The sequence below is a fragment of the Peribacillus simplex NBRC 15720 = DSM 1321 genome (assembly GCF_002243645.1).
In the GTDB taxonomy this organism is placed as follows: Bacteria; Bacillota; Bacilli; order Bacillales; family DSM-1321; genus Peribacillus; species Peribacillus simplex.
Window position 1 is genome coordinate 867,314 of record NZ_CP017704.1, and the last position, 22,229, is coordinate 889,542.

Sequence of the window (22,229 nt, forward strand, 5' to 3'; positions counted from 1 at the left end):
AATTTGCTGACCGGTTAAATACTTATCTTTTCCCTTTGATGTAAGGCTGTCCGGATGCTTTTGGAGCATCTGCACGTCCAATGAAACCAGTCAGTGCAATGATCGTCAGAACATAAGGAGCGATCAAGAGGTAAACCGATGGAATATCCTTGAAGAAGGGAAGGCTCGAGCCAACGATACTTAAACTTTGAGCCAACCCAAAGAATAACGCAGCACCCATTGCCCCGATCGGGTGCCACTTACCAAAAATCATGGCGGCAATGGCCATGAAACCTTGACCATTGATTGTCGCATGATTGAATTCATTCGAAAAGATGGTAGCATAAATCGCTCCGCCGATACCTCCAAAAGCACCTGATAATAAAACGGCGGCATAGCGGATTTTCGTAACATTGACACCCATCGTGTCAGCAGCCATGGGATGCTCACCCACTGCACGGATCCTTAACCCGAATGGTGTTTTATAAAGTACATACCAAACGACAAAAGATATTAGAATCGCTATATATACGATATAATAACCATTTGCGAAAAAGATGGGTCCTATAAATGGAATATCACTTAGTAACGGAACATCAATCCTTGGGAATGTTTCTGTGATTCTATCAGTTTGACCTTTGTCAAAAATCAGCTTCACCAAAAACATGGTCAGACCTACTGCCAACAAGTTGATGGCTACCCCACTAACCGTTTGGTCCGCCCTGAACGTAATGCATGCCACAGCGTGCAGAATGGAAAACAGCAAGCCGGCAATCATTGCCGCTAAGACTGCGAGCCAAGGAGTCCATTCCCCAAATACATCAGCAAACATTAAGTTAAAAACAATCCCTGTAAAGGCACCAATGACCATCAATCCTTCTAAACCGATGTTTATGACACCTGCCCGTTCAGAAAACACTCCTCCGAGTGAAGTAAAAATAAGTGGAGCAGCTAGAGCAATCATAGATGGAATAATAATTTGTAATACTTGGTAAAAATCCACTTATTTCACCCCTTTCTTAAATCGAGCGGCAATCCAACGAATAAAATAACTGGATGCGACGAAGAAAATGATCAATGCTATGACAATATCTACAATTTCACTAGGTATTCCGGTTTCTAGCGGCATATTTAAGGCCCCGGCTTTCAGTCCCCCAAATAATAAGGCTGCCAGCACAACACCAATAGCCGTATTCGCTCCTAGTAAGGCTACTGCAATCCCATCAAAGCCCATACCTGTGAACCCGCCTTTAACTGCGGCATAACCGAAAGTCCCAAGGCCTTCCATCGCACCTGCAAGCCCTGCAAACGAACCTGATATAACCATGGAAAGTATGATGTTCTTATTTACACTCATCCCTGCATATTCGGAAGCGTGCTGATTAAAACCTACCGCTTTCAGTTCAAAGCCAGTTTTTGTCCTTTCAAGAAGGAGCCACATGATGATTACGCAAATAATCGCTACCACTATTCCCCAATGCATCCGGGAAAAATCCGTAATGCTTTCAAAAAAAGGAGACCGCAGTGATGCTGTATCAGCAATTCTTTCTGTTTTATCCAGCTTGTCAGTCATTACATTCCGAATTAAATAATTCGTCACATATAAAGCAGTATAATTCAACATAATCGAAACGATTACTTCATGTACACGGAACTTAGCTTTTAAATAACCAGGGATAAATGCCCACAAGGCGCCAGCAGCTGCACCAACTAAGATGGCAAGCGGCAAATGGATGATCCTTGGAAGATCAAAAGCGATTCCGACCCAAACTGCCGCCAGCCAACCTACAATTAATTGCCCTTCTACACCGATATTGAAAAGGCCCGTACGAAAAGCAAAAGCCACTGCCAAACCAGCAAGGATATAAGGGATGATTGTCCTGACGGATTCCCCTACATAATAAGAATCACCAATAATTCCATTTATCATGGAGCCATAGCCGGCAACTGGGTCATAGCCGCTTACTAACATGATTATGGCCCCAACGACTAAGCCTAGGATAACTGCTATTAACGGACTCGTTAATTTAGATAAATACTTAGACATTTTGTTTTCCACCTGCTTCCGTCCGTTTACTGCCGGCCATAAGAAGGCCAAGCTCCTGTTCAGTCGTTTCTTTTGGATCGACAATTGCGACGATTTCCCCTTCGTATATAACGGCAATTCTGTCGCTCACATTCATGATTTCTTCCAATTCAAATGATATGAGGAGTACCGCTTTTCCTGCATCACGCTGTTCAATTAGACGTTTATGGATAAATTCGATCGCTCCTACATCAAGCCCGCGTGTTGGCTGTGCGGCAATCAATAAATCCGGGTTCCTATCAACTTCCCGGCCGATGATCGCTTTTTGCTGATTCCCGCCAGAAAGAGCCCTTGCCGGGGTATATTCACTCGGAGTGCGAACATCGTAACTTTTGATCAATGAACGGGCTTTTTCAAATATTTTCTTTGAGTTCAAGATACCCGCTTTTGAAAATGGCTTTTGATAGTAGGTTTGCAAGACAATATTTTCCCCAATGCTGTAATCGAGAACCAAACCATGCTTATGTCTGTCTTCTGGAATATGACCGACACCTGCTTCAGTGATTTTACGCGGCTTAAGATTCCTGATCTCTTTTCCATTTAGCTTTATCGAACCTGCTGTTGTCTTCCTTAGGCCAGCCAATGCTTCAATTAGTTCGGATTGACCATTCCCATCTACACCAGCGATACCGACAATTTCTCCTGCACAGACAGTTAAATCCAAGTTCCGAACAGCTGAAACGCCCCGGGAATCCATGACTTCCAGTTCCCGAACTTCGAGAACTACATCCGAAGGAGTAGCTGACGTTTTTTCCGTCTTAAATAGAACTTCCCTACCGACCATTAAGCTGGCCAATTCGTTAGGATTCGTTTCGTTGACATTCACTGTACCAATTCCTTGCCCTTTGCGTATAACCGTTACCCGGTCACAAACCTCCATGATTTCCTTAAGTTTGTGTGTAATTAAAATGATGGATTTACCCTCTTTGATAAGGGCTTTCATAATATAAATCAATTCCTTGATTTCTTGAGGAGTCAATACAGCGGTCGGTTCATCAAAAATCAATATCTCCGCACCACGGTAAAGCGTTTTAAGAATCTCGACACGCTGCTGCATCCCTATTGAAATATCGGCAATTTTTGCATAGGGGTCAACACGAAGCTGATATTGTTCTGATAGTTTCCTAACTTCCTCGCTCGCTTCTTTTAAATCGATCTTACCCGCTTTTGATGGTTCTTTTCCTAAAATGATATTTTCTGTTACTGTAAAAGGGTCAACGAGCATAAAATGCTGATGGACCATCCCAATCCCTAAATCATTGGCAATGTTAGGACTGGTAATCTTGACTGGCTTGCCATTCACACGGATTTCTCCCTGCTCAGGCTGATATAAGCCGAATAAAACATTCATCAAAGTGGATTTACCCGCGCCATTTTCACCTAATAATGCGTGAATCTCCCCTTTTTTAACCTGAAGGGTAACGTTATCATTTGCGACGATGCCGGGGAATTCCTTACGGATATTAAGCATCTCAATTACATATTCCACGTATTATCAACTCCTAGAATGAGTGTAAATATTCTTAAATTTTTTAATTGCTTCTACTAGCTTATTGATTTTTTTAAAAAAACCAAATGAAAAACTACGATTCTATCATAGTTTTTCATTCGATATTTTTCAGTTGCAAAGAGGCAATTGGGAAAAGAAAGAATAGAGGGCAATTCTGCCTCCCTATTCTTTCTGGTATTACAGCTTATAAACCAAGTTTTTCGAATTCTTCATCCGTACCCGGAACTACGAATTCACCTGATTTAATTTTTTCTGTCCACTCTTCGACCGCTTTTAAAGATTCTTCTGTTACGTTATCTTTTGTATCGGAAATGCCTACACCATTTTCTTCGATACCGTACTCAATTACTTTTCCGCCTGGGAAGTTTCCTTCTTTCGCTTTCTCGGAAAGGTCTTTAACTGCTACGTCAACACGTTTTAGCATGGAAGTCAGTGTGATGTTGTCGTCAGTTCCAGGAACTGCCCCTAATTTAGCTTGGTCGCTATCTACACCGATAACATAGATTTCTCTCTTTGGATCTTTTTGCTTTTGCTCGACAGCTTCTGTGAATACACCTTTTCCAGTTCCGCCAGCAGCATGATAAATAATATCAATACCTGAAGAATACATGGAGCCTGCAGTGGATTTACCGATATCAGCTTTATTGAAATCTCCGGCATATTTAACTTCAACTTTCGCATCCGGATTTACAGATAAAACCCCAGCCTTAAAGCCAACTTCGAATTTCTTGATTAATTCAGATTCAACTCCGCCGATAAAACCGACCTTGTTTGTTTTCGTTTGCAATCCGGCAATTACTCCTACAAGGAATGAACCTTGCTGCTCTTTAAAATTAATGCTGGCTACATTCTTTTTATCAACAACTGTATCCACGATAGCAAATTGTGAATCCGGACGTTGGTCAGCCACTTCACCAACAGCTTCGGCTAAAAGAAAACCGATACCATAGATTAGTTGGTAATCTTCACGTACAAGCGTATTCAGGTTTTTAGCGTAATCGGCATCAGATTTAGATTGCAGGTAGTTATAGCCATCTTTACCTTTTTCCAGACCATTATCCTTACCGAATTCCTGAATGCCCTTCCAAGCGGATTGGTTGAACGACTCGTCATCCACGCCGCCAGTATCAGTTACCATCGCAACCGTGAAGTTATCTTTTTTGTCTTTCCCATTTGAAGATTCTTTATCATCATTCTCTGAATTACCACATGCCCCTAGTAGCGTACCGGCTGCAAGAACAAGTGAAAGAGCTAGACCTAATTTGCGCTTTTTCAATTTTTATCCCCCTAATATACATAGTTTTTTGAGCAGGAATGTTCTGAAAAGTCATTTATGTTTGCGTTTTCACTTCTCGTTAATTTTTTTTGCACGCGTTTGATCGACTTTTACGGAATTGAAACAAACGCTTGCATTCACCCGTATGCAGGGTCAAGGCCTACACACGTTTACGAAGAACATGAAAGCTGAACATATTGGCTTTAAAGTAGTTAACAGAATACAGGATAGGCTGGTCCCAATCATCCAGATGCATCTGCTTTAGAACGAGTAGTGCGGCTTCTGGCGAGCATTTAAGGATAGGAGAAACTTTCTCATGATATCCAATAGGCTCAATCTCTGCTACGGCATGCGTAATTTTTCGATGCGCATCTCTTTCCAAAATATCCAAAAGAGACTCATCATTACGGTCAAAATTTTCTGATAGTATAGATTCAGGAATTTTGTCAATACAGTAGACAACTGGCTCCCCATTCGCTGTCCTTACACGTTCGATGATGACGATGCGTTCATCTGTTGAACAAGAAAACCTGCGTATATCCTCTTCTGTAGGTTCTAGGGCCGTCGAGCTTAAGAAAATCGTACCCGGCTTCATTCCTGCCTCTTCAATCATGTTCGTGACACTTTTTAATTGCTCGATACCTGAAGTGAACCGAGGTTTCGGATTGACGAAAGTCCCAACTCCATGGCGGCGAATGATGATGTTTTCTTCTTCTAAAATTCGCAGCGCTTCTCGAAGTGTCGCCCTACTCACTCCCAATTTTTTTGCAAGATCGAATTCTGAAGGGAATTTTTCATTTTCCTGATAGACCCCTGCTTCAATATCCTGCTTCAGGTAATCAATGACCTGCAAATATAAATGTCGACTATCTGATTTTATTGACATACAGTTTCCCCCAGCTAATTTCTTAAGACATCAGACCTCTGATGTTGAATCATTCCTACTAATCGAAAATAATATAACATTTTTTTTGATATAAATAAATAGTGTTTTACTATTTACTTTAAAAGAATTTAGGAGAAATTACCCTTCCCTGTGTCTTTCAATCTAGAGAAGGCCGCGGAATTTGTACGATTATTCTCCTAAATCAGATAAATTAATTTTTGAAAATGCAAAATGAATGCAGCTCTGTTCAAGATGCTGTTTTCCTGTATAATAGGATTTATCTTCTTTGAAGGGATGTACACAAGATGTTAAAGATTACAGAATACACGATCGAAAAATTGAATGATCCATTTGGTATTTTGTCCGGGGAACGTTACGAGTTGTTCTTGGATATTGAAGTGCCTGAAGAGGATGAGCTCTTTTCAGAAAATGGTTTATATATCCGGGTGCTTTTTGCTGTGGAAGAACAAATAGGCAAATTGATTAAATATGATATTTTTGAAAAAGGGAACGAAGGCGCACTTGAATTCGATTTAGAAGAAGATGAAGAAGCGATGATTACCGACTTCTGCCTTAAACATTTAAACGAGGCGATGAATAATTAAAAAACCGGGCTGCAGCCCGGTTTTTTTTTCTATGATGAATGCGCTTCATCCTGTTCATCTTTAGTAACCAATACATTTCGTGGTTTACTGCCTTCATATGGACCGACAATTCCCCTCGCTTCCATTTCATCAATCAATCTTGCTGCCCGTGTATATCCAATCCGGAAACGTCGCTGCAGCATGGAAACAGATGCAGTCTGCATTTCTACGATCAAGGACACCGCATCCCCGTATAAACTATCTTCGACTTCACCATTTGAAGTTTCTGCAATTTCATCCGGTATCATTTCTTCGTTATATTGTGCTTTTTGCTGTGAAATGACATATGTGACAACTTCCTCGACTTCATTGTCGGATAAAAAGGCCCCTTGGACGCGAACCGGTTTTGAAGCTCCTGCAGGCAGGAAGAGCATGTCACCCCGGCCTAACAGTTTTTCGGCTCCGCCCATGTCGAGTATCGTTCTCGAATCGGTCATTGAAGAGACACTAAAAGCAATCCGAGATGGGATGTTCGCTTTAATGACCCCTGTAATTACATCTACGGATGGCCGCTGAGTGGCAATAATCAAATGGATGCCAGCTGCACGTGCCATTTGTGCAAGACGTGTGATGGCATCCTCTACATCATTTGAGGCGACCATCATCAAATCCGCCAGCTCATCGACAATGACTACGATATAAGGCAAGAGCGGTTGTTTTGCATCTTCTTCTATGTTATACCGGTTAATATAATCGTTGTAGCCTTCAATATTACGTGTACCGGAATGGGAAAATAACTCGTAGCGCCTTTCCATTTCACTGACAACTTTTTGTAAAGCCTGTGCAGCTTTCTTTGGATTTGTCACTACAGGTGCGAGTAAGTGGGGAATTCCATTATAGACATTCAACTCCACCATTTTTGGATCGATCATCATCATTTTCACTTCATGCGGTTTTGCCCGCATCAGAATACTCGTGATAATCCCGTTGATACAAACGGATTTCCCGCTGCCAGTAGCACCAGCCACTAGTAAATGCGGCATTTTATTGAGCTCCGCTTTAACCGCTTCACCAGAAATATTCCGCCCTAAGCCTATTTGCAGTTTTGCGTCAGGCTTGTCAACTTCTTTGGCCTCTAATACTTCCCTTAATGACACCATTGCCACTTCGGAGTTAGGCACTTCTATACCGATAGCCGATTTTCCGGGAATCGGAGCTTCGATCCTAATATCCTTTGCGGCCAGTGCAAGCGCCAAGTCATCGGATAGGCTGACAATTTTACTTACCTTCACCCCTACATCCGGATGAACTTCATACTTGGTTACGGCTGGGCCTAAATGAACTTGCGTGACCCTCGCTTTCACTCCAAAGCTATGAAAGGTGCGCTCAAGTTTTGCCGCATTTTCATGGATCAATTGGTACTCTCCGCTTTGGTCCGTTTTTTTGGGCTGCAATAATAATGAAAGAGGCGGCAAAAGATATTCTTTATTCTCCACTTCCGTAAAATTCATAGGTGGAACGGCATCATCTTGGTCCTCTGTACTTTCAGCTGCAGGTTCCGGAACAACCGGAATTATTTCATTTTCGTCGCTATAAGCTTTATCAGCAAAGCTGGAAATGATCCGTTCCGTCGCCATTTGCTGTGTTTCCTCTTCTTGATGAAGGGGCTGAACAGTTTCTTCATCCGGATCTTTTTCCCGTTTCTTCTTTTTCACGGGATTCTTTTTCTTTTCTTTTTTGTCTTCATTCCACGTTTTCATATCATCTCTGAATGCGGACCATTGTTTTTTGAAAAAGCCGCCGAGACCCATGAAAAACTTCCCGAGGGTTTCACCTAAAGTTTTCCCGGTCAATAGGACGGCACCTACAATGATAAAAAGGAATGAAACGATTTTCGATCCAGCTTCGTCGAATAAAAAGTATGAGGCTGCAAATAATATTGCTCCAATCATACCGCCCCCAAGGTCCTTTGTGCTGGCCTTGCCGGTCACTTCCATCCAGAATAATTCCCATGTATTCGAAATGACGCTGGGCTTCGTAAACGGTCCTCCATCTGCAAGCATGTTAAACAGCGTCACATGACTTAGTAGGAGCATGCTCGCGACAAGGAAGTACATCCCGACGAATTGCCGTTTTAACAGGTAAGGGACCTCTCTCTTTATCATCAAATAGAAGCCAGCTGCAATTGCTCCCAATAAAAAGAGGATATACCATTCCCCCATGAAGAAGCGGATTAAAAAGACCGTCCCATTTCCCACTGCTCCAAGCTTGGCAATGGCAATGATGGCCAGACCTATTAAAGTTAGGCCAATCAATTCATATTTAAGCGTTAGTTTTAACTTCTCTGTACTATTCTTTTTTCTGCGTTTCTTCTTTGCCATAATATCACCTGATTCTTCATGAAACTATTCTAACTTTCCTATTCAACATCTCTACATGATTTCCCTTCACGAAACAAACGTTCGCTCACTGATTATACCAAATAAATATGTCCCTGTCCTTGATATATATACCATTTACTCTTAAGGCGGACAATTTTCCCATATAATGAATAAAGCAGCCAAGCGGCTGCTGATTTTCATTCCAGTATATCATAATTTACCTCAGTTAGTCGTTACTACTAAGGATTCATCTGTTCGAACACATTTATGACAGCACCCGGCTGAATGTGTACATTCATATAATCTTCAGGATCCGTGCTTACAATTCGATCAATTCGAAACGTGCGGCCACCGTCATGTTCAACCATCACATGTACACCATTATAGATCATTTCTATTAAATTTGCCGTCTTCTCATGGTGATGAGGGAAAATTATTTCTTCAGGAACGATCGTATAAAGCGTCATTGCAGAAGCCCCTCCTCTTCCCCAGCAATTTTGGGCCTTCTTTCTTCCATGAAGCTATTTAGTTTTCTCATGGCCTGGCCTACTCCTCCTACATCATCGATCATACCGATTTCAACTGCCTCTGCCCCGATTACATTCGTGCCAATATCACGGGTTAAATTTCCTTTAGCAAACATTAAATCCTTAAAACTTTCTTCCGTAACGTTAGAGTGCCTCGTAACAAATTTAATGACTCTTTCCTGCATTTTATCCAAGTATTCAAAGGTTTGAGGCACGCCAATGACTAGCCCTGTCAAACGAATGGGATGAATCGTCATCGTTGCTGTTTCTGCTATAAAGCTATGGTCACACGAAACCGCAATCGGCACACCGATCGAATGCCCCCCGCCAAGTACAATGGAGACGGATGGCTTTGAAAGGGAAGCCAGCATTTCTGCGATGGCCAGTCCCGCTTCGACATCTCCTCCCACTGTATTTAAAATGACAAGCAGCCCCTCTATATTGGGATTTTGTTCAATTGCCACAATTTGCGGAATAACATGTTCATATTTGGTCGTTTTATTTTGAGGCGGCAGCTGCATATGTCCTTCAATTTGTCCAATGATCGTCAAACAATGGATTTTTGAGTCCTGAGATAGTTGCGGAACATTAGTAGCCCCCAGCTGCTGGATCTTTTCGATTAAAGTTGAATTCTTACCTTCCTGCTTGCCTTCATTTTCATTTGGTAATGGTGCATTATCCACTATGCCAACCCCTTTCTCTTAAGCCTATAGCTTTATTATGTCTCGAGTCTCGGACTTCATTCTTCAAGATAAAAGAGGTTTGACACAGAAAAAAAAACCCCTGACTGTTCAAATCAGGGGTTCCTTACTTAATATTCCATAATGATTGGTAAAATCATTGGGCGTCGTTTCGTTTTTTCATAGAAGAATTGGTTTAACGCATCACGCATTTCCTGCTTCAGCGTGGACCAATCAAAAGGTTGGCGCGACCCATTTTTCTTTACGATTTCACTTACTATTTCAGTTGCTTCCCCAATCATTTTTTCTGATTCGCGAACATATACGAAGCCCCTTGAAATGATTTCAGGGCCAGCTGCAATGCTTTTATCCTGACGGTTCAACGTGACCACTACAATCAAAATGCCATCCTGGGATAATAAGCGCCGATCACGAAGAACGATATTACCCACATCTCCAACACCGCTGCCATCTATCAAGATATTTCCTGCAGAGACTTTGCCGGAAAGACCCATTTTATTGCCCTTTAGTTCAATGACATCACCTTTTTCGGCAATTATGATGTTTTCTCGTTTAATCCCCGCGGCTATCCCAACTTTTTGATGGGCATATAAATGGCGGTATTCCCCATGTACAGGGATGAAGAATTTAGGATTCATCAAATTGATCATCATTTTAAGTTCTTCCTGGCTGCCATGCCCTGTTACGTGCACTTTATATTTATTTGCAGATACCACTTCCGCACCTACCCTGTATAGTAAATCGACGGTTTTGGATAAAATAAGTTCGCCGCCTTGTAGGGGTGATGCACTGATCAAAACTGTATCTCCCTTTTTGATCGTTACCTGCTTGTGGGTCTGTTTAGCCATTTTTTGAAGTGCCGCAATGGGCTCCCCCTGATGACCTGTCGATAACACGACGATTTCACGGTCGTCATACTGACTAATTTCATTAATTGGGATTATCAGCTCTTCTTCGACCTTTAAGTAGCCAAGGTTCAAGGCAGTTTCATAAACGCGTTGCAGGCTTTTTCCTACAACTGCCACTTTTCTGCGACTTGCTGCCGCTGCATTGAAAACATGTTGAATCCGATTGATGTTCGAAGCGAAGCACGCAACGATGATCCTTCCGGATGCAGCATGAAAAGCCTCTGTAATATCTTTGGCCACAACTGCTTCTGATGTCGTATAACCTGGCCTCTCGGCACCGGTACTATCCGAAAGCAAGCATAGGACACCTTCTTCACCGATGCTAGCCATTTTACCGATTTCCGGTTTATATAGATCTGTTGCTGCTTGGTCGAATTTGAAATCCCCTGTATAAACGATTGCACCTTCACGAGTGTGGATCACGATTCCGACGGAATCAGGAATACTATGGTTAGTCCGGAAAAAAGACACGGCTGCTTGAGGGAAACTTAAAAGAGAATCCGAATCGATTTCAGTGAATGTTGCCCTGCCGTTAAAGCCATCTTCTTTTAATTTCGTTTTGATTAAAGCAAGTGTAAGCTTTGTTCCATAAACAGGTACTGGTAAATATTTCAAGACATAAGCAAGCGCTCCCATATGGTCTTCATGACCATGAGTAATGAATATCCCCTGCACCCGTTCCTTATTATCCATCAAATAAGAAATATCAGGGATAACCGCATCGATTCCGAGCATTTCGTCTTCTGGCAACATTAACCCTGCATCAAGAAGATAGATGTCCTCGTTCACCTCGACGACGTACATATTTTTACCAAGTTCCCCTTGTCCTCCAAGAGAAATCACTTTTATTCCATTATTTTTATCTTTACCCAATCGAATATCCTCCTTAAAAATCCCGTTCATAATTTCCCAATGATTTCATTATAACCGATGTTCAAAAAACATGACAACACTTACCATTTTCAGAGGGACTTTTTCATTTAATTCAAAAAAACAACCTATTATGTAAGAGATCCTTTGTACTTTTATCGAGTTTCGATTGATCATAAAAAAATCCAAATATTTTCATCCCGAAATCGGAAAGTAAATCCCATTCATATACATCATTATGTAAAAACAAGCCAATCTTCAACGATCAGCTTGTTCCGTGTCTTTTTATTTTTTTAATACCTTTGTTAATGCAAGGCGCTCCTGCTCCGTCAATGGCACGATTGGAAGTCTCACCGATCCAACGTCAATTCCATATAACTGAAGCGCTGTTTTGACAGGTGCAGGGCTTGGCGCCGCAAACAAACCTTTTATAAGCGGTAACAGTTCCTGATGCAGCCGGGCTGCCTCTTTCAAATTCCCACTGATGAAGGCCTCCACTATTTTCTGCAACTCATTACCAGCAATATGTGAAGCAACCGAAACTACACCCACACCACCAATCGCCAATACTGGGAGTGTTAAAGCGTCGTCCCCACTATATAATGCAAAATCTTCATCCGTGCCGGCTATGATTTGGGTCATAGCGTTTAAATCCCCGCTCGCTTCCTTAACGGCAACGATATTAGGAATTTTCGAAAGGCGGATGATCGTTTCCGGTTCAATGTTAACCGAAGCGCGCCCAGGGATATTATATACCATAACAGGAAGAGTCGTACTAGCTGCAATAGCCTTAAAATGCTGGTACAGACCTTCTTGATTCGTTTTACTATAATACGGGGCAACTAGCATTATCGCATCGGCGCCATTTTGTTCCGCTTTTTTTGTCAACTCGATGGAAGCATACGTATTGTTGCTTCCTGTACCCATGATGATGGGTACACGTTTTTCAACAACCTTAGAAACATGACGCAATAACGCAATTTTCTCCTCCGAAGATAAAGTTGGAGATTCACCTGTCGTTCCCGAAATCACAAGCGAATCGGTTCCATTAGTTAATAAGTAATTAACCAATGAAGTCGTCTTTTGAAAATCAACATTTCCCTTGCTATCGAAAGGGGTGACCATTGCGGTTGATACTCTACCAAATATCATCATCTAACACCTCTTTAAAACCTTTATTTATTAAAAACCCTATGATTAATGTATTTCACTTTCATGCAATTGAAATGCATAGTGCAGAGAATTAACAGCTTCTATTAAATCTTCTTCTTTTACGAGTACCCAAATTGTCGTATGACTGTCCGCTGACTGGAGAATGGCAATTTCCTTTTCGGAAAGCGCTGTGACAATCTTCGCTGCAACGCCCGGCACTCCGTTGATGCCTGCACCAACTACTGAAACCTTGGCACAATTCCGTTCTATGACCGGTTCATGACCAAGCTCGGCCAAAATCGAGAGGGCAAGTTCTGTCATCTCTTCTGAAACGGTATAAACTACACCACTTGGATATATATTTATAAAGTCCACTGAAATGGAGGCATTGGCCATTGCTTTGAAAACTTCTGCCTGTAGATTATATTGATCTTTTTTCGCACGGACCTTGATTTGAGTAATCTTTGGAACATGGGCAATCCCGGTTACGAGCCTTTCACGTATGTCACTGCCCTGGCTTCCCTTGGTCACGCTTGTAACAAGTGTCCCCAAACCTTCGCTGTATGTTGACCTTATCCGAATCGGGACTTTTGCCTGCATCGCAATTTCAACGGCTCTCGGGTGAATGACCTTCGCCCCTTGATAAGCCATGTTGCAAACTTCCGTATACGAAACGATTGATAATGGACGAGCTTGATCGGCAATACGTGGATCTGCCGTCATGATTCCTTCCACATCCGTAAAAATATCGACCCGTTCCGCTTGCAATGCAGCACCTAATGCAGCAGCTGAAGTATCACTTCCACCACGGCCGATGGTCGTGATGTCCCCGTTTTTAGCAGCTCCTTGGAAACCTGCTACAACGACGACATCCTTCACTTCAAGTTCTTTCATGAGACGATCGCACTTCATTTCGATTATTTTCGCACTTGAATAGTCGGTATTCGTCAAGAATCCCGCTTGAGCTCCAGTATAAGCGACTGCATCAATACCATTTTCCAAGAGCATATTCGTAAATACGACAGATGATATCGTTTCTCCTACTGACATAAGTAAATCCTGTTCTCGTTTTGAAAGGCTGGCTTTCGCTCCATTTACTAGGGAAAGTAAGGTATCCGTTGCATAAGGATCGCCTTTTCTTCCCATTGCTGAAACCACAACCACCACTTTATAGCCTTCTTTAATCGCATTTTCTATATGTCCCTTGGCAAATGAACGGCTTGCCTCATCTCGAACGGATGTCCCTCCGTATTTCTGGACGATAATTTTCATAATATGCACCCCAAATATAAGCCAGCTTCCCGATCCGGGAAGCTGACAAAAACTCTCTATCTCTATTGGAAATTAATTTTGTGTCGAGTTCAAATTCTTACTTAACGGTAACCAAACCTAATTTCAAAAGGCTTTCAGCAATTTGAACGGAATTCCAAGCTGCTCCTTTTAATAGATTATCGGAAACCACCCATAAATGGAAGCCTTTATCTTCATCCAAATCTTTGCGAATTCGACCGACGAATACATCATTCTTGCCGACGGATGAAGCAGGAGTTGGGTATACTTGTTGTTCCGGTTCATCTTCTAACACAATTCCAGGTGCCGTTCTCATTAAATCCTTGATTTGAGAAGCCGCTATGCCTTCTTTTTCAACTTCAATGTATACAGATTCCGAATGACCTGTAACCACAGGAAGCCTTACGCAAGTTGCAGCTACTGGAAGGTCTTGCATATGCATGATTTTCTTTGTTTCATTAATCATTTTCATCTCTTCGAATGTGTACCCGTTATCTTGGAATTTATCGATTTGGGGAATGACGTTAAATGCGATTTGATAATGCTTTTCGTCCCCTTTGACCGGTAAAATTTTCGGTTCTATTTCTTTTTCATCAAGCAAGTCGCGAGCTTGTTCCTTTAATTCATTTATCGCTGCAGCACCTGCACCAGAAACAGCCTGGTAAGTAGAAACAACAATTTTTGATAAGCCATATGTCTGGCGGATAGGCTCTAATGCCACAACCATTTGGATAGTTGAACAATTCGGGTTTGCAATGATCCCATTATGCTGTTTCAAGTCTTCTTCATTTACTTCAGGAACGACTAGCGGCACATTTTCATCCATGCGGAAAGCGCTCGTATTATCCACTACTATCGCACCGCGTTTCACTGCTTCTGGAGCCAATTCCTTAGACACGCTTCCTCCAGCACTGAATAAAGCGATATCGATGCCTTCAAAGCTTTCAGGTTTTGCTTCCTGCACTTCGATTTCTTCGCCCTTAAACGTAAGTTTGATTCCTGCAGAACGAGCCGATGATAAAAAGATGATATTCTTAATCGGTAAGTCCCTTTGTTCGAGTGTTGAAATCATTTGTTGTCCTACTGCTCCAGTTGCTCCCACAACTGCAATACGCAATCCCTGTGTCTCAGTCATTTATACATACTCCTTTTCTATCTCTTAAATTAGTTATTTGTTGGATTTATTACTTCTTGTTCAGAATATCATTTATTTTATCACATTAACATTCCAAAGGGTCGCACTTTAACAAAATATTCTGGTAGTGGAGTGGTTTTTTATAACTTCAACCTACAAATTTATGCATATATGTCAGTCGTTACAAAGCTGGATCCGTGGCAGAAACTTGTTCAGGCTAAATCATCCTTGAACCTTTCGACGATGACAGGTTGAATCTGTTCCCTTTCCAGTGCCGATATGATCGTATCCCTTATCATGCTCATCCTTGCAACCATGGAACTTGGTTTGCCTGTGGGATTATCCTGGCCATATGGAACAAAGTAAATATCTTTTGCTGCCATCAGCCTCATTAGATTGACACCATTTAACCCAAGTGCATCATTTGTTGATATCGCGACCACGACTGGACGATGATTTCTCATCGTCGCTTTTGCAGCCATAAGTACAGGCGAATCGGTAAGAGCATTTGCCATTTTACTCATTGAGTTACCCGTTAAAGGAGCGATCACCATACAATCAAGTGGCAATTTAGGTCCTAATGGCTCTGCTTTGACGATTGTATCAACGACATGATTCCCCGTCAATTTTTCTATTCTTTCGACCCAGTCCTCGCCCTTTCCAAAACGGGTTTCCGTGTTTTGTACTGTCGATGTTACGATTGGAATGACTTCCACCCCTTCATTTACAAGTTTTTCTATTTCCGGAAACACTTCATCATATGTGCAATGTGATCCTGTTAATCCGAAACCAATCCTTTTCCCTTTGAGACTCATATTATTTTCCCCTTCCTTTTCAAGAACTCGTCTTGAATCAATAGTCCCAGTGCATTCGCTAATATCTGACCAGCTGTTTTCGGGGCAACTATACCCGGCAGGCTCGGTGCCAACAGCGCCTTAATTCCCCTTTTTTCAGCGTAACGAAAATCCGTCCCCCCCGGTTTTGAAGCAAGGTCGATGATTAATGTATGAACGGGCATATTAGCTATAACTTTTGCGGTAATTATCGGAAAAGGAATCGTATTGATACATATATCAACATTTTTCATTTCTGCAGCAAGATCATTTAAATGAAAAGGGGTTAATGCCATTTCACTGATCCTTGCAATATCTTCACTTTTTCTTGCCCCCACCTTTACTTTTGCTCCAAGTGCCTGAAATGACCGGGCTACACTCATACCGACCCTTCCCAGTCCGAGAACGGCTACATTCGATCCATGGATAGTAAAATCCGTATGTTGAATGGCCATCATGATCGCACCTTCAACAGTGGGAATCGAATTATAAATAGCCACATCATCACGTTCGAACAATAGAACGAGTTTGCGATCCACTTTCTTGAATATCTCATCGAGGTAATCGTTACTGATTCCTGCATAAAAAATGCAATGTGCCGGGGTATTTTTTATCATTTCTTCAGTCAAAACAACCTCTTCACTGGAAAAGATCGTTTCTACTTTCCCATCTGAATCCGTGCCCCGGACAGGTAAAATAACTGAATCTAATTCCATGAAATTTATATCTTCCATTTTTTCCTTAACTGCGCCGGTAAAAGCATGGTCGAGCTGTTCAAAACCTACCAATAATAGCTTTGCATCAAGCTCCGTCAGTTTACGGACAACTTCAAGCTGACGCGCATCTCCACCAATTACAGCGATTTGCAAGCCTGTGAGCATTAAAACCGTCACCTTCTTTATATAAAAGATCCTAAACATTCCTTGCCTCATGATACAATTCCTTCAGGAAGCAATTCGGTTTTTCCTACATTCTCTAGTTACCCTGCCATCTTATGTTTTCACTTAAAAAACGGTGATAAGAAAAGAAAAAACGCCCTAGCTATTGGCAGCTAAGGCGTTTTCGAGAGTGCATTTCGAAAAGTTCCAAGGAGTATGGGGCGTGCGTCATTTAACCGTCCATATGCTCTCCGTCTTTAAGTGAAAGTCCTTCCTGAAAATCAATGATGACCATATCCGCACCGATTTTTTTTATATGTTCCCATGGCACTCTTATTTCACTGCCATTCCTTATAAGGCCAAACCATTTAACAGATGGGATGATCAACGAGGTAATTTGTCCAGTTTCATCTATCTCCAAATCCGTCTGACCAAGGATTCCTAATCTTTCCGCCCTATTCACATCGACTATTTCCTTTCCGCTCAATTCGCTCAACCTCAATTTTGGTTCCCCCTTTTTCGCCTTCTATTCAATCTATATCCGAAAAAGGTAAACTTAGAAGGAATTTATCCAAATATTGTCCATAACATAGGACCCTCCCACATTCAACGAAAAAAAGCCTGACCTCCCATTAATAAAAGGAAGGTGCAGACTTGTTCGTTATTATTTGTCCCAGTTTTCCAACGGGCTCACTAATGACAAGGAATGTTTCGTAAAGATCTGATTTGCCAATTCATTGACGGTATCCTCTGTCACCGCGTCAATCTTGATGATGATATCATCAAGGGAACGGTGCTCACCCAACATCAGCTCATTTTTTCCGTTCCGGCTCATGCGGCTATTCGTGCTTTCAAGGCTGAGCATCAAGCTTCCTTTAAGTTGCTCTTTACTATTTCGTAATTCCTTTTCCGTAATGCCATCCCTTTTTAAAGTATCCAGTGTTTCCTGAATGGTTTCATACAGGCTGTCAAGCTGATTTGTGCCTGTCCCCCCATATACTGTCACCATACCGCTATCTTGATAGCTGGAATGATAGGAATAAACGGAATAGGCAAGGCCGCGTTGCTCCCTAACGTCCTGGAATAGGCGGCTACTCATGCTTCCTCCAAGAATGTTATTCAAGGTAATCAGGCTGTATGTTTTATCATTACCGATTTCCAACCCTTTGTAACCAAGGCATAAGTGGGCTTGTTCCGTATCTTTTTTACGGGTGATCCTATTTTCATGGAAGGACGGTTTGACCAATTCAAGACGGTCTTCCCCTCCTTGATACGAGCCAAAGTAGTTTTCGACTTCCTGAATCAATTTTTCATCCACATTCCCAGCAATGGACACTACCACTTTATCGGGTGTATACATGTCATGGACGTATTTTTTTAATGTATCACTATTGAACGTTTCAAGCGTATTTTCCGTCCCAAGTATAGGATAGCCAAGGGGGTGATTTTCATATACTGCCTTGCTTAAGAGGTCATGGACAATGTCATCGGGTGTGTCTTCGTACATTTTGATTTCTTCGTAGACGACATTTTTTTCTTTTTTCAATTCTTCCCCATCAAATGTTGAGTTGAAGAACATATCAGCTAGGATTTCAAGAGCATAGCTTGCATGGTTATCCATTACTTTAGCATAATAGCATGTATATTCTTTTGAAGTGAATGCATTCACCTGTCCCCCAATACTATCGAACGACTCGGCAATTTCACGCGCATTTCTCGTAGTTGTTCCTTTGAAGAACATATGCTCCAGGAAATGTGAAACCCCATTCAATTCTGGTGTTTCATTTCTTGAACCTGTTTTGATCCATACTCCAATTGCTGCTGAGCGTACAGTTGGAATATTTTCCAATACAATTCTAACTCCATTTTGACACGTGTATTTCTTAATCAACTAACATTCCTCCCAATCATTCTATGCTGCTATCGTTACCAATACATTATGGATTCGATCGCTCTTCATCTACTGCTTCCGAAACGGTAACTACATCTAAGTCTTTCTTTTTTATTTCAATTATTAACGTTTCCAATGATTTTGCAGTGGATTCCGTCGGATGCATCAATATAAATGCTCCTGGGTGTACCTTAGAAAGCACTCTTTGTTGAAGGACTTCAGGGCTTGGCTTTTGCCAGTCGATCGTATCCACACTCCACATGGCTGTCTCCATACCCAAAGAATCCGCGATTTTCACCGTTTCATCCCGGTAGCTTCCACTTGGTGGTGCGAACCATTTCATTTTCAAACCTGTCACCGCTTCAATGACTTCGTTCGTTTTTCGAATTTCCTCACGTGTAGCTTGTGCGGATATGTTTTTCATATCGGGATGTGAATAAGAATGATTTCCAATTTCATGCCCGCCACCCTTAATCATCTTAGCCAAATCAGGATTTTTCTTGGTCCAATTCCCTTCAAGGAAAAAAGTGGCCTTGACATTATTCTTTTTTAACACGGCCAACATATCTTGTAAGTATTCATTCCCCCAGGCCACATTGATTAAAAATGAAACCACTGGCTTTTCGGGATGGGCCCGGTAAATCGGAGCCGGATCCAGATCCTCCATATGTATCTTTGCAGGTACCTGCTGAAATACCAGCTTATCCTTATCGAACACGCCCTCCTTCTTCATGGCTTTATACGAATCATCAATATTTACCTTCAGGCCATTATATGCAGGAACGGTTTTCCAAACAGAATCTATTCGTGCATCCTGTGGTGCAATCTCATATTTTTTTGTTGATTCTTTTATTTGTAAAAGAAGCTCGTCCTCTTGCTTCATTGAAGCAACTGAATCATCGGTTAATTGGGTCAAATAAATTTGTGTATATGGATTTTGCACTAATAACCATGATATACCTGCAATGGCACTTATCGCAACTATCTGCTTCCATTTATTATTCATTTTTTACGCCCCCTTCATACCAAAATGTATGAAGAAAACGGACAAGGTAGAACATGACATCCTTTTAATGCCATTCACACTATGGTTATTCCTATACTTTCATGCAAAAAAAGCATGCAGATTCACAAGGAATCGCATGCCGGATTTTCATTTTTATTACGATTGAGAAGGGTTAGCTGCCTCTTTTTGCTCTTTCAGGACCGCTTTACGAGAAAGGTTTACCCTTCCTTGCTTATCAATCTCAGTAACTTTGACCAATAATTCATCGCCAAGTGAAACGACATCTTCCACTTTTCCAACTCTTTCTTCAGCCAGTTCAGAAATATGTACCAAACCGTCTTTACCATTGAAGATTTCAACGAAGGCACCGAACTTTTCGATACGTTTAACTTTACCTAAGTATAGTTCGCCCACTACGACTTCACGTACGATATCCTCAATGATTTTCTTCGCTTTTTGAATCATTGGTTCATCAGTAGAAGATATGAATACCGTTCCATCTTGTTCGATGTCGATTTTCACGCCAGTTTCTTCAATGATTTTGTTGATATGTTTTCCGCTCGGTCCAATGACATCACGAATCTTATCCGGATTTATGGACATTGTAACGATTTTTGGAGCATATTTGGATAACTGCTCACGCGGTTGATTGATTGTTGACATCATTGATTCCAAAATATGCATCCTGCCATGTTTTGCTTGAAGTAAAGCTTCTTCAAGAATCTCTCTTGAAAGACCCTCAATCTTAATATCCATTTGTAGGGCAGTAACACCTTTTGAAGTCCCTGCGACTTTAAAGTCCATGTCTCCCAGATGATCTTCCATACCTTGAATATCCGTTAAGATTGTATAGTGCTCACCTGTTTTGACAAGACCCATTGCAATACCCGCAACTGGGGCTTTCAATGGAACACCGGCATCCATCATTGCCAAAGTGCTTGCACAGATACTTGCTTGTGATGTTGAACCGTTTGATTCAAGCACTTCAGAAACAAGTCTGATTGTATATGGGAAGTCTTTATCGTTTGGAATGACAGGCTCCAAAGCTCTTTCACCAAGTGCACCATGACCAATTTCACGACGTCCTGCCCCACGGATAGGGCCAGTTTCACCAACACTGAAATGCGGGAAATTATAGTGGTGCATAAAACGTTTTGACTCTTCGGTTCCAAGTCCATCCAGAATCTGCACATCACCAAGTGCACCTAATGTACAGATGGATAGCGCTTGGGTTTGTCCGCGCGTGAACAAACCGGAACCATGTGTACGGGGCAGAATGGTAACTTCTGATGATAATGGTCTGATTTCGTCTGGATTACGGCCATCCGGACGCACTTTTTCTTCCGTGATTAAACGGCGGACTTCGGACTTGACCAATTTATTCAGGATTTCTTTGATTTGCTTTAATTTTTCTTCATCAGTTTCTTCTTCATAATGAACCAACACACGATCTTTTACTTCTTTGATCGCGTCTTCACGAGCATGTTTTTCCTGAACTTGTACAGCTTTGTTCAAGTCAGCTCCACATAGGCCTTTCACTTCTGCTTCCAGTTCAGCATCCACTTGATATAAAGTGACCTGCATTTTTTCCTTACCGATTTCAGCAACAATTTTCTCTTGGAATGCAATGATCTTCTTGATTTCATCATGTCCAAACATGATTGCTTCAAGCATGGTTTCCTCTGGTACTTCATTGGCTCCTGCTTCAACCATGTTGATCGCATCTTTAGTGCCGGCAACCGTCAGATTGATGTCACTTTGAGCTAGTTGGTCAACAGTAGGGTTAATGATGAATTCATTATTGATTCTCCCCACTACAACTCCAGCAATTGGACCTTCGAACGGTATATCGGAAACTGAAAGTGCAAGGGAAGAACCTAGCATAGCTGCCATTTCCGTAGAACAATCTTGATCGACACTCATGACCATGCTTATGATCTGAACATCGTTCCTGAAGCCATCAGCGAAAAGCGGACGGATTGGTCGATCGATTAAACGGCTTGCAAGAATGGCCCTTTCACTCGGCCGGCCTTCACGTTTGATGAAGCCTCCCGGAATTTTACCGACTGCATAGAGTCTTTCTTCGTAGTTGACTGTCAAAGGGAAGAAGTCGACATTTCTTGGTTCCTTCGAAGCTGTTGCTGTACTTAATACGGCAGTTTCTCCGTAACGGACTAAAACTGCCCCGTTTGCTTGTTTGGCCAATTGCCCTATCTCTACCGTTACATTACGGCCGGCCCAGTCAAATGAATACGTATGTTTTTCCTGTCCCATTTATTAAACCCCTCTCTGAATCTTCACTTAGAGGCTTAGTTTACCTAAACCTGTATTGGATT

19 protein-coding genes are annotated in these 22,229 nt (G+C 41.8%); 1 reads left to right on the forward strand and 18 read right to left on the reverse strand.

Going from position 1 to position 22,229, the window contains the following annotated elements; translation table 11 throughout:
* Positions 1–22 precede the first annotated feature (22 nt).
* From BS1321_RS03945 to BS1321_RS03965, 5 genes are all read right to left on the reverse strand, one after another.
* Positions 23–982, reverse strand: a complete 960-nt coding sequence (locus tag BS1321_RS03945) for an ABC transporter permease (RefSeq protein WP_094246576.1) — start codon at positions 980–982, stop codon at positions 23–25.
* Positions 983–2,026, reverse strand: coding sequence for an ABC transporter permease (locus BS1321_RS03950; protein WP_063231815.1), 1,044 nt, complete (start codon positions 2,024–2,026; stop codon positions 983–985).
* Positions 2,019–3,554 carry an ABC transporter ATP-binding protein gene (locus BS1321_RS03955; protein ID WP_063231816.1) on the reverse strand — a complete coding sequence of 512 codons (1,536 nt, stop codon included), beginning with the start codon at positions 3,552–3,554 and terminating at the stop codon, positions 2,019–2,021. Before BS1321_RS03955 ends, BS1321_RS03950 begins: the two co-directional genes overlap by 8 nt.
* 205 nt (positions 3,555–3,759) lie before the next feature.
* Positions 3,760–4,851 carry a BMP family lipoprotein gene (locus BS1321_RS03960; RefSeq protein ID WP_063231817.1) on the reverse strand — a complete coding sequence of 364 codons (1,092 nt, stop codon included), beginning with the start codon at positions 4,849–4,851 and terminating at the stop codon, positions 3,760–3,762.
* A 160-nt stretch (positions 4,852–5,011) separates the two neighbouring features.
* Positions 5,012–5,737 carry a GntR family transcriptional regulator gene (locus tag BS1321_RS03965; RefSeq protein ID WP_063231818.1) on the reverse strand — a complete coding sequence of 242 codons (726 nt, stop codon included), beginning with the start codon at positions 5,735–5,737 and terminating at the stop codon, positions 5,012–5,014.
* Between the two features lie 305 nt (positions 5,738–6,042).
* On the opposite strand from BS1321_RS03965, the gene BS1321_RS03970 reads away from it, so the two are divergent.
* Entirely contained in the window at positions 6,043–6,342 is a 300-nt protein-coding gene (locus BS1321_RS03970; RefSeq protein WP_063231819.1) for a DUF6509 family protein, read from the forward strand.
* A 29-nt stretch (positions 6,343–6,371) separates the two neighbouring features.
* Here BS1321_RS03970 and BS1321_RS03975 read toward each other — a convergent pair whose 3' ends face one another.
* From BS1321_RS03975 to pnp, 13 genes are all read right to left on the reverse strand, one after another.
* Positions 6,372–8,702, reverse strand: a complete 2,331-nt coding sequence (locus BS1321_RS03975; protein ID WP_063231820.1) for a DNA translocase FtsK — start codon at positions 8,700–8,702, stop codon at positions 6,372–6,374.
* A 239-nt stretch (positions 8,703–8,941) separates the two neighbouring features.
* Positions 8,942–9,169, reverse strand: coding sequence for a YlzJ-like family protein (locus BS1321_RS03980; protein WP_063231821.1), 228 nt, complete (start codon positions 9,167–9,169; stop codon positions 8,942–8,944).
* On the reverse strand, positions 9,166–9,912 hold the full coding sequence (locus BS1321_RS03985) for a ClpP family protease (protein WP_094246577.1): 747 nt from the start codon (positions 9,910–9,912) through the stop codon (positions 9,166–9,168). Before BS1321_RS03985 ends, BS1321_RS03980 begins: the two co-directional genes overlap by 4 nt.
* 128 nt (positions 9,913–10,040) lie before the next feature.
* Entirely contained in the window at positions 10,041–11,711 is a 1,671-nt protein-coding gene (locus tag BS1321_RS03990; RefSeq protein WP_063231823.1) for a ribonuclease J, read from the reverse strand.
* Positions 11,712–11,993: 282 nt separating this feature from the next.
* Complete coding sequence (gene dapA / locus BS1321_RS03995; RefSeq protein WP_063231824.1) at positions 11,994–12,863, reverse strand: 4-hydroxy-tetrahydrodipicolinate synthase; 870 nt, start codon at positions 12,861–12,863, stop codon at positions 11,994–11,996.
* Positions 12,864–12,905: 42 nt separating this feature from the next.
* Positions 12,906–14,132, reverse strand: a complete 1,227-nt coding sequence (dapG, locus tag BS1321_RS04000; RefSeq protein ID WP_063231825.1) for an aspartate kinase — start codon at positions 14,130–14,132, stop codon at positions 12,906–12,908.
* 97 nt (positions 14,133–14,229) lie between these two features.
* Positions 14,230–15,285 carry an aspartate-semialdehyde dehydrogenase gene (asd, locus tag BS1321_RS04005; protein ID WP_063231826.1) on the reverse strand — a complete coding sequence of 352 codons (1,056 nt, stop codon included), beginning with the start codon at positions 15,283–15,285 and terminating at the stop codon, positions 14,230–14,232.
* A gap of 212 nt (positions 15,286–15,497) precedes the next feature.
* Entirely contained in the window at positions 15,498–16,100 is a 603-nt protein-coding gene (locus BS1321_RS04010; RefSeq protein WP_063231827.1) for a dipicolinate synthase subunit B, read from the reverse strand.
* A complete protein-coding gene (gene dpaA / locus BS1321_RS04015; RefSeq protein WP_063232124.1) occupies positions 16,097–16,999 on the reverse strand; it encodes a dipicolinic acid synthetase subunit A in 903 nt (300 codons plus the stop codon). Before dpaA ends, BS1321_RS04010 begins: the two co-directional genes overlap by 4 nt.
* 229 nt (positions 17,000–17,228) lie before the next feature.
* Complete coding sequence (locus tag BS1321_RS04020) at positions 17,229–17,498, reverse strand: YlmC/YmxH family sporulation protein (RefSeq protein WP_063231828.1); 270 nt, start codon at positions 17,496–17,498, stop codon at positions 17,229–17,231.
* Between the two features lie 162 nt (positions 17,499–17,660).
* Complete coding sequence (locus tag BS1321_RS04025; protein WP_063231829.1) at positions 17,661–18,887, reverse strand: M16 family metallopeptidase; 1,227 nt, start codon at positions 18,885–18,887, stop codon at positions 17,661–17,663.
* Positions 18,888–18,933: 46 nt separating this feature from the next.
* Positions 18,934–19,893: a polysaccharide deacetylase family protein gene (locus tag BS1321_RS04030; protein WP_063231830.1), complete on the reverse strand. Its 960-nt coding sequence runs from the start codon at positions 19,891–19,893 to the stop codon at positions 18,934–18,936.
* Between the two features lie 156 nt (positions 19,894–20,049).
* The gene (pnp, locus tag BS1321_RS04035) at positions 20,050–22,167 is read right to left on the reverse strand and encodes a polyribonucleotide nucleotidyltransferase (protein ID WP_063231831.1); all 2,118 of its coding nucleotides are present in this window, start codon (positions 22,165–22,167) and stop codon (positions 20,050–20,052) included.
* Between the last annotated feature and the right edge of the window lie 62 nt (positions 22,168–22,229).

Bases quoted from the DNA above. Each gene is read 5' to 3' on its own strand.
- BS1321_RS03975 (WP_063231820.1), bottom strand. From the start codon at position 8,702: ATGGCAAAGAAGAAACGCAGAAAAAAGAATAGTACAGAGAAGTTAAAA.
- pnp (WP_063231831.1), bottom strand. From the start codon at position 22,167: ATGGGACAGGAAAAACATACGTATTCATTTGACTGGGCCGGCCGTAAT.
- dapA (WP_063231824.1), bottom strand. From the start codon at position 12,863: ATGATGATATTTGGTAGAGTATCAACCGCAATGGTCACCCCTTTCGAT.
- dpaA (WP_063232124.1), bottom strand. From the start codon at position 16,999: ATGCTCACAGGCTTGCAAATCGCTGTAATTGGTGGAGATGCGCGTCAG.
- BS1321_RS04030 (WP_063231830.1), bottom strand. From the start codon at position 19,893: ATGAATAATAAATGGAAGCAGATAGTTGCGATAAGTGCCATTGCAGGT.
- asd (WP_063231826.1), bottom strand. From the start codon at position 15,285: ATGACTGAGACACAGGGATTGCGTATTGCAGTTGTGGGAGCAACTGGA.
- BS1321_RS03970 (WP_063231819.1), top strand. From the start codon at position 6,043: ATGTTAAAGATTACAGAATACACGATCGAAAAATTGAATGATCCATTT.
- BS1321_RS03965 (WP_063231818.1), bottom strand. From the start codon at position 5,737: ATGTCAATAAAATCAGATAGTCGACATTTATATTTGCAGGTCATTGAT.
- BS1321_RS04010 (WP_063231827.1), bottom strand. From the start codon at position 16,100: ATGAGTCTCAAAGGGAAAAGGATTGGTTTCGGATTAACAGGATCACAT.
- dapG (WP_063231825.1), bottom strand. From the start codon at position 14,132: ATGAAAATTATCGTCCAGAAATACGGAGGGACATCCGTTCGAGATGAG.
- BS1321_RS03980 (WP_063231821.1), bottom strand. From the start codon at position 9,169: ATGACGCTTTATACGATCGTTCCTGAAGAAATAATTTTCCCTCATCAC.
- BS1321_RS03950 (WP_063231815.1), bottom strand. From the start codon at position 2,026: ATGTCTAAGTATTTATCTAAATTAACGAGTCCGTTAATAGCAGTTATC.